15 protein-coding genes are annotated in these 13,123 nt (G+C 42.9%); 13 read left to right on the top strand and 2 right to left on the bottom strand.

What is annotated here, in order from left to right:
* The 3 genes from E0H88_RS03860 to pgsA form a co-directional block, all read left to right on the top strand.
* Positions 1-466 (top strand): helix-hairpin-helix domain-containing protein (locus E0H88_RS03860; RefSeq protein WP_353682159.1); only part of this gene is annotated, 466 nt, incomplete at its 5' end.
* Between the two features lie 109 nt (positions 467-575).
* Positions 576-1,370: an acyl-CoA thioesterase gene (locus E0H88_RS03855; protein ID WP_131273161.1), complete on the top strand. Its 795-nt coding sequence runs from the start codon at positions 576-578 to the stop codon at positions 1,368-1,370.
* Positions 1,371-1,478: 108 nt separating this feature from the next.
* Positions 1,479-2,066, top strand: a complete 588-nt coding sequence (gene pgsA / locus E0H88_RS03850) for a CDP-diacylglycerol--glycerol-3-phosphate 3-phosphatidyltransferase (RefSeq protein ID WP_131273160.1) — start codon at positions 1,479-1,481, stop codon at positions 2,064-2,066.
* An 847-nt stretch (positions 2,067-2,913) separates the two neighbouring features.
* Here the strand turns inward: pgsA and E0H88_RS03845 are convergent.
* Positions 2,914-3,186 (bottom strand): oxidative damage protection protein, encoded by a 273-nt coding sequence (locus E0H88_RS03845; protein ID WP_086196454.1) that lies wholly within the window; start codon positions 3,184-3,186, stop codon positions 2,914-2,916.
* An 11-nt stretch (positions 3,187-3,197) separates the two neighbouring features.
* Positions 3,198-4,628 carry an argininosuccinate lyase gene (gene argH / locus E0H88_RS03840; protein ID WP_171458663.1) on the bottom strand — a complete coding sequence of 477 codons (1,431 nt, stop codon included), beginning with the start codon at positions 4,626-4,628 and terminating at the stop codon, positions 3,198-3,200.
* Between argH and E0H88_RS03835 the strand changes: the two genes are divergently transcribed.
* The 10 genes from E0H88_RS03835 (at position 4,619) to E0H88_RS03790 (ending at position 13,109) form a co-directional block, all read left to right on the top strand.
* Positions 4,619-5,776, top strand: coding sequence for a sensor histidine kinase (locus E0H88_RS03835; RefSeq protein ID WP_131273159.1), 1,158 nt, complete (start codon positions 4,619-4,621; stop codon positions 5,774-5,776). The two genes, argH and E0H88_RS03835, sit on opposite strands and share 10 nt — an antisense overlap.
* Before the next feature lie 52 nt (positions 5,777-5,828).
* Positions 5,829-6,569 carry a LytR/AlgR family response regulator transcription factor gene (locus tag E0H88_RS03830; RefSeq protein ID WP_092821028.1) on the top strand — a complete coding sequence of 247 codons (741 nt, stop codon included), beginning with the start codon at positions 5,829-5,831 and terminating at the stop codon, positions 6,567-6,569.
* A gap of 107 nt (positions 6,570-6,676) precedes the next feature.
* On the top strand, positions 6,677-7,594 hold the full coding sequence (gene hemC, locus E0H88_RS03825) for a hydroxymethylbilane synthase (protein WP_092821030.1): 918 nt from the start codon (positions 6,677-6,679) through the stop codon (positions 7,592-7,594).
* A gap of 1 nt (position 7,595) precedes the next feature.
* Positions 7,596-8,375: a uroporphyrinogen-III synthase gene (locus tag E0H88_RS03820; protein WP_131273158.1), complete on the top strand. Its 780-nt coding sequence runs from the start codon at positions 7,596-7,598 to the stop codon at positions 8,373-8,375.
* Entirely contained in the window at positions 8,372-9,214 is an 843-nt protein-coding gene (locus E0H88_RS03815; protein ID WP_092821034.1) for a hypothetical protein, read from the top strand. Before E0H88_RS03820 ends, E0H88_RS03815 begins: the two co-directional genes overlap by 4 nt.
* A 7-nt stretch (positions 9,215-9,221) precedes the next feature.
* Entirely contained in the window at positions 9,222-10,415 is a 1,194-nt protein-coding gene (locus E0H88_RS03810) for a heme biosynthesis protein HemY (protein WP_131273157.1), read from the top strand.
* An 11-nt stretch (positions 10,416-10,426) separates the two neighbouring features.
* A complete protein-coding gene (locus E0H88_RS03805; RefSeq protein WP_092821040.1) occupies positions 10,427-10,855 on the top strand; it encodes an acyl-CoA thioesterase in 429 nt (142 codons plus the stop codon).
* 155 nt (positions 10,856-11,010) lie between these two features.
* Positions 11,011-11,337 carry an H-NS histone family protein gene (locus E0H88_RS03800; RefSeq protein ID WP_092821042.1) on the top strand — a complete coding sequence of 109 codons (327 nt, stop codon included), beginning with the start codon at positions 11,011-11,013 and terminating at the stop codon, positions 11,335-11,337.
* Between the two features lie 186 nt (positions 11,338-11,523).
* A complete protein-coding gene (gspN, locus tag E0H88_RS03795; RefSeq protein WP_131273156.1) occupies positions 11,524-12,267 on the top strand; it encodes a type II secretion system protein N in 744 nt (247 codons plus the stop codon).
* Entirely contained in the window at positions 12,267-13,109 is an 843-nt protein-coding gene (locus E0H88_RS03790) for a type II secretion system protein N (RefSeq protein ID WP_131273155.1), read from the top strand. The genes gspN and E0H88_RS03790 overlap by 1 nt, the downstream gene beginning before the upstream one ends.
* Positions 13,110-13,123: the final 14 nt, after the last annotated feature.

Here is a 13,123-nt window from a genome sequence, read left to right as displayed (position 1 = left end):
GACCCGCCGTTATAAAAAAGCCATGCTGCCGGATTTACTGTTGATTGACGGCGGTAAAGGTCAATTACATATGGCAATGGAAGTGATGCAGGAGCTGGGGCTGGATGCTTTTATGGTCGGGGTATCCAAAGGCGAAGGGCGTAAACCCGGTCTGGAAACCTTGCATTTTACTGATGGCAGCAAAATCCAGTTGCCAGAAGACCATAAAGCCCTGCATCTGATTCAACAGGTACGCGATGAAGCACACCGTTTTGCCATTACCAAACATCGTGCCAAACGTGACAAGAAACGTGGCTCGTCGGTACTGGAAGTGATTCCAGGACTGGGACCGAAACGTCGCCGTGATCTGTTGACCCATTTTGGCGGCATTCAGGGTGTACTGAAAGCCTCGGAAAATGACTTGAAGCTGGTGCCCGGTTTGGGCGATGTGATGGCCCGAACCATCTATAAGGTGCTGCATGAATAGATGCAAACCGATTGGCCAAAGTGCTCACTGACGCGGCAGTCATTGATCATTCACAACAGTTGAAAATAAGTGAAAGATAGAGCCAATAAAAAACTCCAAAGGACGAAGGATGTCACTGCGCCAATTATTCACAGCAATAGAACAGGATGAATGGGTTAATATTCCACCAGGCTGGCTACAGGGGCGTACCATTTATGGCGGACTGGTGGCCGGGATGATGATGCAAAAAGCCTTGCTCGCGGTTGCCGATGCGGAAAAACAGCTATTAAGTACCAGTGTGACTTTTGTCGGTCCAGTGCAAATGGCACCAGTCCGGTTGAGTGCTGAAATCTTGCGTCAAGGCAAATCCGTGACCACGGTTGAAGTGCGGCTCTGGCAGGACGATGCCGTACAAAGTATTTTGATTGCCAGTTTTGGGATGCATCGCCAGTCTGCGATTTCAGTGCAGCAGGAGCGACTTGCACCTGAGTTTCCAATGCCTGAACAATTAACTATTGCACAGCATCATCCTTTAGCACCGGAATGTTTTGGACAGATGGATCTGGTCTGGGTAGATGGACAGTATCCATGCACTGGCAGTGTGAAACCTGATTTTAGTGGCTGGATGCGTTTTAATCCGGATCGGCATGACAATCGGGAAATGAGCATCGCCGACTTGATGGTGGCCTTCGATATGTGGCCTCCTGGCGTTTTGCCGATGTTTAAAACATTCGCACCGGCCAGTTCGCTGACCTGGCATGTGACCTATGTGCACCCTTTAAAAAATCAGCTGCATGATTGGTTTAAATATAAAGTATTTACCGATTATGCTGCTGAAGGTTATTCGACCGAGTATGCGCATCTTTGGGATGCAGCAAACAGACTGATTGCGATTTCCAGACAGACAGTTACCGTGTTTGCCTAGTGACACTTTATAGCAATTCGTATAAAGTGACTCTCACTAACGATGAATCAATCCTCAAAATATGTGTGGTTTTTCATTGTACATAAAGGGGAAAAATTGGCGGTGTCTATGACTACAGGTCGCATCCTGAATATTCCAAATATCTTGACTTTGGCGCGTATTGCATTAATACCGGTTTTCTTGCTGGTGGCCTATTGGCCCCCTGCAGTGGGTGTTTCGGGTCATGATACAAATATGACTCGTCACGTTATTTTAACAGCCATTTTTGTCATTGCTGCTGTCACCGACTGGTTCGATGGCTATTTGGCCCGCTCACTCAATCAAACTTCTGCATTTGGCCGTTTTTTGGACCCTGTAGCGGATAAGCTGATGGTTGCGGCTGCATTGATTGTTCTGGTGCAATGGCAACCCACCATTTCTATGGCGTTTGCAGCCATTGTCATTATTTCCCGTGAAATTACGGTTTCTGCCTTACGCGAGTGGATGGCAGAGCTGGGTGCACGTACCAGTGTGGCGGTATCGACAGTGGGCAAATATAAAACCGCTTTTCAGATGATTGCGATTTCAGTGTTTTTACTGAACTGGCAACCGCTTGAAATGTTGGCTTATGCATTGCTTTACACTGCGGTCATTCTGACTTTATGGTCGATGTTTATTTATTTAAAAGCGGCATGGCCTTATTTAAAACAGCCTTAAGCTCAGCTTTAAAAAATTCAAAAAACGTCCTGAAAGCAGGGCGTTTTTTATTTCTATGAGGTTTTCGTGAAAGAGAAGGATTAAAAATAACGGACAAAAAAAATCCTAGATTTTGGGGGAAACCTAGGATTGAAATCGGGGATATTTATTATTGTTATAAGATGGATAACCATCTACTTGAGACCAAGTATAGGGGAGGACAACAGTCAAATCATGTGTGTTATTGTATTGTAATGTATAGTTTTATTGAGAAATGTAGTTTTAAATTACAGTTATTTCTAAATGTTTAAAAGATTTAGGAGATAAGTAGAATTTTTAAAATTAAAAATAAAATAGAAAATTAAAGTCGTATTCGGGTTTTTTAGGAAAGCTTAGATTAGCATTGGAAGTGCAACGCCCTATTTTTGCCATCTAAAGCATAGTTTCTCGTCTTGCGTAAATTTCAAAGCAATGCTCCGCTTATTATTTGAGCTTAGGCACGGTCTTCGCCTTGTGTTTGGGTGGAGCAGTACGTAATAAATAAAAAGGAGCCTTTTTAGACTCCTTCATGACATTTAAAACTACGCGCTTCGCTTGTCTTGCATAATTTTCAAAGCAGCTTAAAAAAGAAATCCCCAATAAAGGGGATTCTTTTTAGATTAAAGCCTGCGCGAGCAAAGCTCTTGCCTTGCGGCGTGGCGGAGCAGCATTCTTAAACTAAAAAAGGGAATCCTTGTATGGATTCCCTTTGTGATATTTGCAACTACGCGCTTCGCTTGTCTTGCATAATTTTCAAAGCAGCGCTTTGAATTTCAACTCGAAGCATAGCTTCTCGTCTTGCGGCGTGGCGGAGCAGCGCTCCGCTTTATCACGCCTCAGGCTTTAGGCCTTCAGCTTTTTCCAGTGACTCATCATTATTGAAGAATTTTTCACGTTGTTCTTCAAGAAATTTCTTTGCATCTGGTTCAAACACGTTTAGGCGTTTCTCGTTAATGAGCGTCGTTTGATGCTTGAGCCATTCTTGCCAGGCCTGTTTAGATACAGTGTCAAACAGCTCCTGACCTTTTGCACCCGGGAAGGGAGCAAAGTCTAAACCTTCCATTTCTGTTTGATACTTACGGCAAAAAACTTGTCGAGACATATCCGTTTTCCTTAAGCGTAGAGTTTTTCTAAACGAGCGTAGGCACGGGCAATCGCTGCTTCAACCTGTGCAGGAGCAGTCCCACCAATGTGATTACGCGCATTTACAGAGGCTTCAAGCGTCAATGCCTTTTCAAACACGTCCGTTTGAATCAGGTCAGAGAACTGTTGCAGCTGCTCAAGTGTCAATTCAGACAGATCCTTGCCTTCCTGAACGCCAAGTGCAACCGCTTTACCGACAATTTCATGCGCATCACGGAAAGCCACGCCATTTTTCACCAGGTAATCGGCAAGGTCAGTTGCAGTCGAGAAACCACGTAATGCAGCTTCACGCATGATTTCGATGTTTGGTACCAACGCAGGAATCATGTCGGCAAAGGCCATGAGTGAACCGCGAACGGTATCAATCGCATCAAATAATGGCTCTTTGTCTTCCTGGTTGTCTTTGTTATATGCCAATGGTTGACCTTTCATCAGGGTCAACAGGCTCATCAGGTCACCGTATACGCGGCCAGTCTTACCACGGATCAACTCAGGCACATCCGGGTTTTTCTTTTGCGGCATGATTGAAGAACCGGTACAGAAACGGTCTGGAATGTTGACAAATTTGAACTGCGCAGAGGTCCACAGGATCATTTCTTCAGACATACGCGACAGGTGCATCATAATTAAAGAGGCAGCAGCGTTAAATTCAATGCCAAAGTCACGGTCAGACACAGCATCCAGCGAGTTCTCACACACGGCTTCAAAACCTAAAAGCTGTGCGGTGTATTCACGCTCGATCGGATAGGTGGTACCTGCGAGTGCAGCAGAACCTAACGGCAGGCGGTTCACACGTTTACGGCAGTCGATCAAACGCTCAGAGTCACGTACCAGCATTTCAAACCAGGCCATCAAGTGGTGACCAAAAGTTACCGGCTGGGCAGTTTGCAGATGGGTGAAGCCCGGCATAATGGTATTGGTATTTTTCGCCGCCAGACCCAAAATACCTTTTTGTAATTTTTGCAATAACGCTAAAATGGCATCAATTTCATCACGTACATATAAACGGATGTCTGTCGCCACCTGGTCGTTACGGCTACGGCCGGTATGTAATTTTTTACCGGTAATGCCAATACGACTGGTCAAGCGCGACTCGATATTCATGTGCACATCTTCTAGGTCAATGCGCCATTCGAAATCACCTGCTTCAATTTCAGCTTTAATGGTGTTTAAACCGTTAATGATGTCATTACGTTCTTGTTCAGTTAAAACACCGACTTTGGCAAGCATGGTTGCATGCGCAATAGAACCTGCAATATCTTGTTTATAAAAGCGTTGGTCAAATTGAACAGATGCTGTAAATTCAGCAACAAATGCGTCAGTAGCTTCAGAGAAACGACCGCCCCACATACCCGAAGTTTGGGCTTGTGACGGATTTGAGGAATTAGAAGATGTGGTCATATCGGCTCAATAAAATAAAAAGCAGTAATTTGAACAAGAGTATAGCAAATTCAGAATCACTTGCCGAAAAACAAGTCGATCCAACTTCGACGTATACAGATGATCGGAAAAACAATGACGCCTATTTTTTTACGAAAATAGGGCATTGGCAACATCTAATTGAATTATTTATTGCCAGCAATATTTTGGCCGTCATCCTGGCACTGGCAGAGGCACAATCCTGGACGGCATTAAGCCTGAGCCGTGTATTGCAATATATGTTGTTCATTGACTGGGTTTTACTGGCTTTTGTGGCGTTGACCGAGCGTTTGCAGAGCAAAATCCAGCACTTCAGTTTTGGCCAGACCCTGGTTGTCGGCTTTCTTTTGCTGCAGATGATCGTGCTCGTGACCACGGTGGTGCTGAATGGTTTTATTTTCTTTGGACAAAATTTTCAATTCGCTCATATCACCGCAGCGGTTTTACTGGATGGCGTGGTGTTGCATCTGAGTTATGGGGTACTGATTGGTGCATTTTGTTTTCGCTATCTGTATATGCGAGAACAATGGGCACGTCAGCAAAACAGTGAATTGAATGCACGTATTCAGGCCATGCAAGCCCGGATTCATCCACATTTTTTATTTAATAGCCTAAATACCGTGATTAGTTTGATAACCATTGATCCAGATAAAGCTGAACAAATGTTACTGAATTTATCCCAACTATTTCGTGCAAGTTTTAAGGAACTTAAACTGGTCCGCTTAAAAGACGAGATTGAGCTGTGTCAGCGTTATCTGGCCATTGAGCAGATTCGCTTGGGGAACCGCTTGCAGGTGGAATGGAAATATGACGATGAAGTTCTATTTTCTCAGATACAAATTCCGTTATTAACTTTACAACCTTTAGTGGAAAATAGTATTTTTCATGGAGTTGAAAAATTTCTAACAAAGAGTACGATAAGCATATTGATTGAAATATTGCAAAATCAAGTCAATATAGTCATTACTAACCCTTATACACAGGATAAAATAAATTTACGGCAGGGACATGGTATTGCAGTTGAAAATGTAAAGCAGCGACTTGAGGCATATTATGGTCGCTCTGCAACTTTTCAGACATACGCGGGGAAGGGAATGTTTACCACAGTTGTGCAATATCGATATAAATAAAAGATCATAGTTAACCTATAAAAAAAATCATGGTAACTGTGAAGGAGGAGAAATGGACATCCTGATTTGCGATGATGAACCTCTCGCTGTGGAGCGTTTGTCACGTTTAGTTACGCAACTGGGACATCAGGTGGTTGCCACTGCAAGTTATGGACAGCAAGCAATTGAAATGACCCAATTCTATGAGCCAGATGTGGTGCTTCTGGACATTCAGATGCCTGAAATGGATGGCTTGAGCTGCGCTGAATATTTGTGCCAGCTTGATCCTATGCCCGCCATTGTTTTCTGTACTGCTTATGATGAACATGCTTTGGAGGCATTTAAGTCGCATGCGGAAGGCTATTTGCTAAAACCGGTGATGCAGCAGGAATTGCAACAGGTATTAGATCATTTAACAAAACTGACTCAAGCACAAATGAGCAACTTAAAACAAAAAGAAGATATGGACGAACTCAATATAAAACGCCACCAGATTGTGGCAAAAACCTATCGTGGCGTAGAGCTGGTTCCTGTAGAAAATATTTATTATTTTTTGGCAGATCAAAAATATGTTACGGTACGGCATAAAAATGGCAGTGTACTGATCGATGAAACTTTAAAAGATCTGGAAAACGAATTTGGTGACCAGTTCATTCGAATTCATCGCAATGCCTTGGTTTCCGTACATTTTCTGGATGGTCTTGAAGTGATCAGTTCGGGACAGTATCAGGTGCGCTGCCGTGAACTGGAAGAGCGCCTGGCGGTCAGCCGACGTCATCTGCCCAATTTAAGAGAACGCATCCAAAAGATGTAAATCTGTTTTCATGAATTTAGGTCACACCGGCAGTGCAAATTTACTTGCATTTTCCAGTCAGCGCGTTAAGTTTACACTAATGCACTTATAGACTGTTTCCTGGATTTATGAAAATTTTGAAGATTGCAACTCGACAAAGCCCGCTTGCTTTATGGCAGGCGGAACATATTCGTGCCCGTTTGGAGGCATTGCATGCAGATCTAAAAGTTGAGTTAGTGACCTTCGTCACCCAGGGCGACAAAATTCTGGATACGCCTTTAGCCAAGATTGGTGGAAAAGGGCTGTTTGTTAAAGAATTAGAAGCAGCTCTGCTGGATGGCCGTGCAGACCTGGCGGTGCATTCAATGAAAGATGTGCCGATGAAGTTACCTGCCGGTTTGTCCCTCGCCGTGATTTGTGAGCGCGAAGATCCGCTGGATGCCTTTGTGTCGAATACTTATGCAAGTTTTGATGACTTGCCACAAGGCGCCAAGGTGGGTACATCCAGTTTGCGCCGTAAAAGCCAGATTTTAAAAGCCCGTCCTGATTTGGAGATTATTGATCTGCGTGGCAACGTGGGTACGCGTTTATCCAAACTGGATGCAGGCCTGTATGATGCCATCATTCTGGCCAGTGCCGGTTTAAAGCGTTTAGGTCTGGCAGAACGGATTCGCCATACCTTGCCAGCGGAAGTGAGTTTGCCTGCAGTTGGGCAAGGTGCACTGGGTTTGGAATGCCGTGCGGAAGATCAGGCAGTGCTGGAGCTGATTTTGCCGCTGCTACATAGCGAAACCGATGTGTGCGTACGGACAGAACGTGCCTTCAATGCCTATCTGGAAGGGGGCTGTCAGGTGCCAATTGCAGGTTATGCCATCCTTGAACAGGGTCAAATCCATATCCAGGGGCGTGTGGGAAGTGTCGATGGCAAAACTTTACTCAAAGCCGAACAAGTTGGTGAGACCGCCCAGGCTGAGCAAATTGGAGTGGCTTTGGCTCAAGAACTGTTAGCCCAGGGCGCGGGTGATTTGCTGAAAGCCCTCTATTAATATGCTGTTTATCAATACACGTCCGCAAGACCGTGCAGAAGAGTTGAGCCATGCATTACGCCTGGCTCACATTGATGTGGTGGATTTACCTTTGCTGGAGTTGCTGCCACAAGCCTGGTCAGAAGATTTATCTGCACTTTACCGGCAATTGCCGGATGCGCAGGTAATTGTGGTGGTCAGTCCCACGGCCGTGCAAATTGGTATGGCGTATTTAAAACAGTCGGGTATTACCCTGGATCAACTTCAGCATATTCAGTGGATTGCGGTCGGGGATCGCACTGCTCAGGCTTTGGCGCAATATGGTATTTCTGCCGAAGTCCCCAAAGTTGAAACATCGGAAGGAATGTTACAGCTTCCAGTTTTACAAACGCTTGATTCACGCCAGTGTCTGGCTTTCTGGCGTGGTGAAGGGGGACGGATGTTTATGATGGACCAGTTAAAACAGCAAGGCATGCAAATTCTAAATTTTGTTTTATATGAGCGCCGTTGTCCTGTATTTACTCAGCAAGATTTAGCTAACATATTCTCTTTATTAGAAAAACAAAAACAGTATGCTATGGTGGTGAGTAGTGAAGCGGGTTGGCTAAACTGGATTCAGCTCATGCGACATCAGAAGCACCTTATTGCAAAAGGACATTATCTGGTTTTGGGGGAGCGCTTGTATCAAGTTGTTTCGAATTATAAAAAAAATCAGGCAACATGTTTTAATATCACGCGACTCACTGATTTAAAAACAGATTCAATTCTGCAGAAGCTTGTTGTTGTGCAAGGGAACACATGAAGAAAACACTCATTTTATTATTTATTTTAAGTCTGCTCTGGATTGTTAAATTGAGTTATGACTTATTTAATCTTGCTGCACAACAAACAGAATTAAATACCAGTCTGCACCGGATTGAACAGAATAATGCAAATTTAAATGATCAATTTGTTGCTTTACAGCGCAAAGTCATGCTGACAGGAGAATCGGCACCGGCCAATTCACAGGCTGCAGAGGATTTAAAAAGCATTCAGGCGACAAGTATTGATCCTGTGGTCGTGATTAAACAGCAACTTGAATTGATTGAATTTATGTTGCAGCAACAACAGTTTACTGCTGCCCTGGATAAATTAACCCGTTTAGATCAAAATCTTGAGCAATATGCCCTGGCGGCACCATTGAAGCAAAGTTTGCATCAGGTCATTGCCAAAGATCATCAGGTTATTCAGCATTTTGTCGGTGAGCGAATGGCTCAGCAAGTCAAGGTGGATAGGCTGATCCAGCAACTGGATGCTGCCTTGGCCCAGGAATTACAAGCCCCTCAATTAAGCGTGAGTCAGGCACCGGATAAACCGTTCTGGCAACGTTGGCTGCTGATTGAACCTGCAAAACAACCTGCTACGGCGCTCATGCAGCGTCCGTTAATTTTAAAAGAGGCACAGCTCCGATTGCTGATTGCTCAACAAGCCTTAAAACAGGGGCAATATTTAGAGTATCAAAAATCACTGACTGAAATTATTCAACTATTAAATCAAATCCCGGATGAGAAATCGCGACAGCTGATTCAGAATATCCAGAAGATCAAAGGATTTACGGTTGTGCCTACGCCTAGTTTAAATACGCGTGCATTATTGGGGTGATGAATTCATGAAGCAGATTTTACTGGCCTATGCTTTTATCAGCCTACTTATTATCGCAGGTTTAAGTATTTTAAGTTACGGTTATGGCGCAGGTTATGTGTATTTATATTGGCGTGAATGGCAAATTCAAACCAATATCTGGATCATGTTTTTTATTCTGGCGAGTTTAAGCCTGTTAATCCAGTTAGTATGGCTGCTGATTAAACGTTATTTAACCCGGGAACAACGCAAGCTGGAAACTGTTTTTAATTTTAAAAACTTGCACCCTTATGAACAGTTGGCCGTAATTTGGTTATTGGAAGCTGCACAAGATCAGCATCAATTTATTCAAAACGTATTTTCTCAATCGGGTTTATTAAAGGGGATTATTGGTTCACGTCTGTATTGGATGCAGCAGCAATATCCGCAAGCACTGGCTATTTTAAACCAAAGTAATGCCATGGCATTTGAATTGGCGGAAATACAGCGCATAGAAATTTACCTGTCGCAAAATGATGCCGAGCAAGCATTAACCCATCTTGAATTCTTAAATCAACATGAGCTTTCACCTTGGTTAAATGAGGTAAAAAGTGCCTATGATTTAAGATTAACCAGTTTATGGGAAAAGTTTGCCATTCAGTTTCCCTGGATGTATTTACGCTCGACTAAATATGGACATCTGGGCACAGAAAAAAAACGGGAATGGTTACAGCAGTTATTGGTAAATTTTGATCAGGCCAGTATCGAAAGCTTGCAAAATTTGCAACAGCGCTATTTAGACTTGCAAGACCAGATTTATAGCCGTGATTATGAAATTAAAGTGTTATGGTTAAAGCTGTTATCACGTATGCCGGAAATGAGCCAGCAGCATGAAGCCTTGGTATTGCATTTACTGGATCAACAGTTTAATCAAGACGTTTTTTATTTATGGTTCCAGCAGCAATTATTAAAGCAGAGCCCGGATTATTTAATGGTTGAGCAACGGATTGACTATTGGGAAAGTAAATATCCTTCTTTACCGGTATTTGCCTTTGCCAAATGGCATGTCTATACCGCTACGGCAAGAACAGCTGAAGCTGATCAATTACTTGAGTTATACCCAGATAACGTGATGATGAATTATTTAAGAATTAAATCTACTTTAAACGGTCAGGATGACTTGATTAAACAGTTAAATTTAATTTTTGAAAATAATGCAAATTTTGTTGAAATAAAAATATAAAGGTAAGAAATATGCTCACCCTGTCCGATTATCCGGTGATTTATGATCAGTCTGTTGCCTGGGGGGATATGGATGCCTTTGGGCATGTAAATAACGTGATGTATTACCGTTATATCGAAAGTGCCCGCATTTTTTATATGGATGCCTTGAGTATTTTTGAACAGGATGTTTATACGGTGGTGGCAACCAACCAGTGCAAATATATCAGTCCGCTATTTTATCCAGACCGGCTTAAAATTGGGGTGCGTGTTGAAGAAATTCGTAATAGTGCATTCCGGATGAGCTATTTATTATGGAGTGAGTCACAACAAAAAACTGTTGCCGTAGCAGAGGCGGTGATTGTCTGTGTAAATAAGCAGAGTATGCTTAAAGCGGAAATACCTGAAATCATTCGTCATAAAATCATAGAAATTGAATTAAGTGTGAATCATTTGATTTGAAAACATTTAAAGCGAATGACCTGTAAACTGTAAAAAATGTGAAATCTGTTTTAAAGATTGTTGTTATTTAAAAAATTGTATTGAATGTTTTAAATAATAAAAATATTATGAGTTGGTTTTAAATAAAAAAATATAAAATTTATTGTGGAGTTAATATGATGCCGGATATTAGTAATTTATCTGTTGAAGAGTTAAAGCGTTTACAAGTTGAAGCGGAAGCATTAATTGCTTCTAAAAAAGATCAGGCGGTTGAAGATGCTTATCAGCAAATTTTAGATATTGCCGATAATGTAGGTTTAAGCATTGAACAGATTTTAGAGTTTGGTGCAAGCAAACGTAAGAAAAGTACACGCAAATCTGTAGAGCCGCGTTATCGCAGCAAAAAGAATTCAGCGGATACCTGGACAGGACGTGGCAAACAACCTCGCTGGCTGGTTGCAGAACTTGAAAGTGGTGCAAAGCTGGAAGATTTTCTCATCTGATGGAAATATTCATCAGATAGTCATCCAACTGGATTAAATTAAAAAAACCAGGCTTTTAAGCGTGGTTTTTTTTATATCTATTTTTATCACTTGGAATTGGCGTTGAGGAAAAAGTGTGCATAATGGGGATAGAAATATAATATTAGTGTTAAGGGAAGAATAATTGATTATGTGGGTCGTGATGGGATGATAAACAAACCCAAATATATCACGTGGTGGATTTTCTCCATCAGTGTCTTTTTCATGTTCGTATTACTCCAAATTCCAGCGGCTTGGCTCATTTCAAAATTTTATAAAAACAACCAGGTCTTGCAAAATGTAAGCGGTAATATTTGGCAAGGGCAGGCTGATTGGCAGACGGGGAATTTAACCGGATCGTTAAGTTGGAAAACACGTCCTCTGGATATTTTTTTGCTGCGTTTAGGGGCAAACATAGAGGTACATAGTGGGAATACCCAACTGGATGCTGTTGTTGGCTATGGTTTTGGCAAAAAAATCATGGTTCATGACTTGAATGGTCAGGTTGCACCGGAAACGCTGAAACATCTGGTGGAATGGCAGTGGCCGGCCAATGCCATTCAATTGCAGGATATTCATTTTAATTTTAAAAAAGAACAGGGTTTTGCTCGGGCTGACGGTCAGTTGCAATGGATGGGGGGTGAGCTAGTTTATCACTATGCCCAGCGTCAGGATCAAATGAATATTCCTTCCTTGAAAGGAAAATTGTCGGATGAAAATAATAAGCTGCTCTTTGATATCCGGGATCAGCGTGATCAAAAGCTGATGGCATTGGAGCTGGATCAAAACTTGATGCTTGATGTGCAATTGACTCAGCGTCTGCTGCTGAATATTGCTTCTTATAATGGAAAAGCTGGTTTGGATACCTATGTGGTGAGTTCGCGCCAACCTTTGTTTAAAGGTGGCCTCTAATGAATCAGTGGCTAAAAAAAATTCAACAATTCAACTGGAAACAGGCGGACCGGATTGCACCTTTATTCTTGGTTCTGCTGATTTTATATTTATGCTGGAAGTTGGCAAACATTTTCTGGCTGCTGGTGGCGCCGCCTCAGGTCATGCAGCTGGACCGTGTTGAATTGGGTTCACAGCAGCCGCAGGTGCCCAATATTTCTTCATTTGCCCTGTTTCAGGAAGCAGGCAGAACAGCTGCGGCAGAAGATACTGCCAATTTGATTTTGCAAGGTGTGGTGGTCGGTTATCCAAATCAATTTTCCTCGGCAGTGATTAAAGTCAATGATCAGTCAGATCGCTATCGGGTCGGCGAAAATATTGCCCCGACCTCTTATCAGTTGGCTGAAGTGTATTGGGACCGGGTGGTGTTGCGTCAAAGTAATGGGGCTACCCGAGAACTCCAATTTAAAGGCATGGAAAATGGTCTGGATCAAAGCATTATTCCACCGGTAGCAACAAACAGCTTGCCGATGAATAATCAGACCACACCGCCTATGCCCAGCCAGGAACAAAATGCTTTAGGGCAGGCAGTACAGAAAATACAGGAAGACCGCGATCAGTATTTAAAAGATATGGGGGTCAATGCAGCGAGTGGGGGCTATGAAGTTACGGCAAGAACACCGGCAGCATTGCGCAGTAAGCTGGGGCTACAACCTGGTGACCGGATCATGTCTTTAAATGGACAGGCTGTCGGGCAGGGGCAAAGTGATGCCCAGTTGCTGGAACAGGCTCGACGTGAAGGTCAGGTCAAAATAGAAATAAAGCGTGGTGATCAAGTGATGACCATTCAACAAAATTTTTAAGTGATGCATCGTCA

Origin of the sequence: Acinetobacter sp. ANC 4216, assembly GCF_004331195.1 — a bacterium.
Lineage (GTDB): Bacteria > Pseudomonadota > Gammaproteobacteria > Pseudomonadales > Moraxellaceae > Acinetobacter > Acinetobacter kookii.
The sequence above is the reverse complement of the archived record's forward strand: the minus strand, read 5'-3'. Positions and strand labels throughout refer to the sequence as shown.

Excerpts from the sequence above, each read along its gene's own strand:
- E0H88_RS03855 (WP_131273161.1), top strand. The coding sequence starts at position 576 with ATGTCACTGCGCCAATTATTCACAGCAATAGAACAGGATGAATGGGTT.
- pgsA (WP_131273160.1), top strand. The coding sequence starts at position 1,479 with ATGACTACAGGTCGCATCCTGAATATTCCAAATATCTTGACTTTGGCG.
- E0H88_RS03845 (WP_086196454.1), bottom strand. The coding sequence starts at position 3,186 with ATGTCTCGACAAGTTTTTTGCCGTAAGTATCAAACAGAAATGGAAGGT.
- E0H88_RS03835 (WP_131273159.1), top strand. The coding sequence starts at position 4,619 with ATGTGGTCATATCGGCTCAATAAAATAAAAAGCAGTAATTTGAACAAG.
- argH (WP_171458663.1), bottom strand. The coding sequence starts at position 4,628 with ATGACCACATCTTCTAATTCCTCAAATCCGTCACAAGCCCAAACTTCG.
- E0H88_RS03830 (WP_092821028.1), top strand. The coding sequence starts at position 5,829 with ATGGACATCCTGATTTGCGATGATGAACCTCTCGCTGTGGAGCGTTTG.
- hemC (WP_092821030.1), top strand. The coding sequence starts at position 6,677 with ATGAAAATTTTGAAGATTGCAACTCGACAAAGCCCGCTTGCTTTATGG.
- E0H88_RS03820 (WP_131273158.1), top strand. The coding sequence starts at position 7,596 with ATGCTGTTTATCAATACACGTCCGCAAGACCGTGCAGAAGAGTTGAGC.
- E0H88_RS03815 (WP_092821034.1), top strand. The coding sequence starts at position 8,372 with ATGAAGAAAACACTCATTTTATTATTTATTTTAAGTCTGCTCTGGATT.
- E0H88_RS03810 (WP_131273157.1), top strand. The coding sequence starts at position 9,222 with ATGAAGCAGATTTTACTGGCCTATGCTTTTATCAGCCTACTTATTATC.
- E0H88_RS03805 (WP_092821040.1), top strand. The coding sequence starts at position 10,427 with ATGCTCACCCTGTCCGATTATCCGGTGATTTATGATCAGTCTGTTGCC.
- E0H88_RS03800 (WP_092821042.1), top strand. The coding sequence starts at position 11,011 with ATGATGCCGGATATTAGTAATTTATCTGTTGAAGAGTTAAAGCGTTTA.
- gspN (WP_131273156.1), top strand. The coding sequence starts at position 11,524 with ATGATAAACAAACCCAAATATATCACGTGGTGGATTTTCTCCATCAGT.
- E0H88_RS03790 (WP_131273155.1), top strand. The coding sequence starts at position 12,267 with ATGAATCAGTGGCTAAAAAAAATTCAACAATTCAACTGGAAACAGGCG.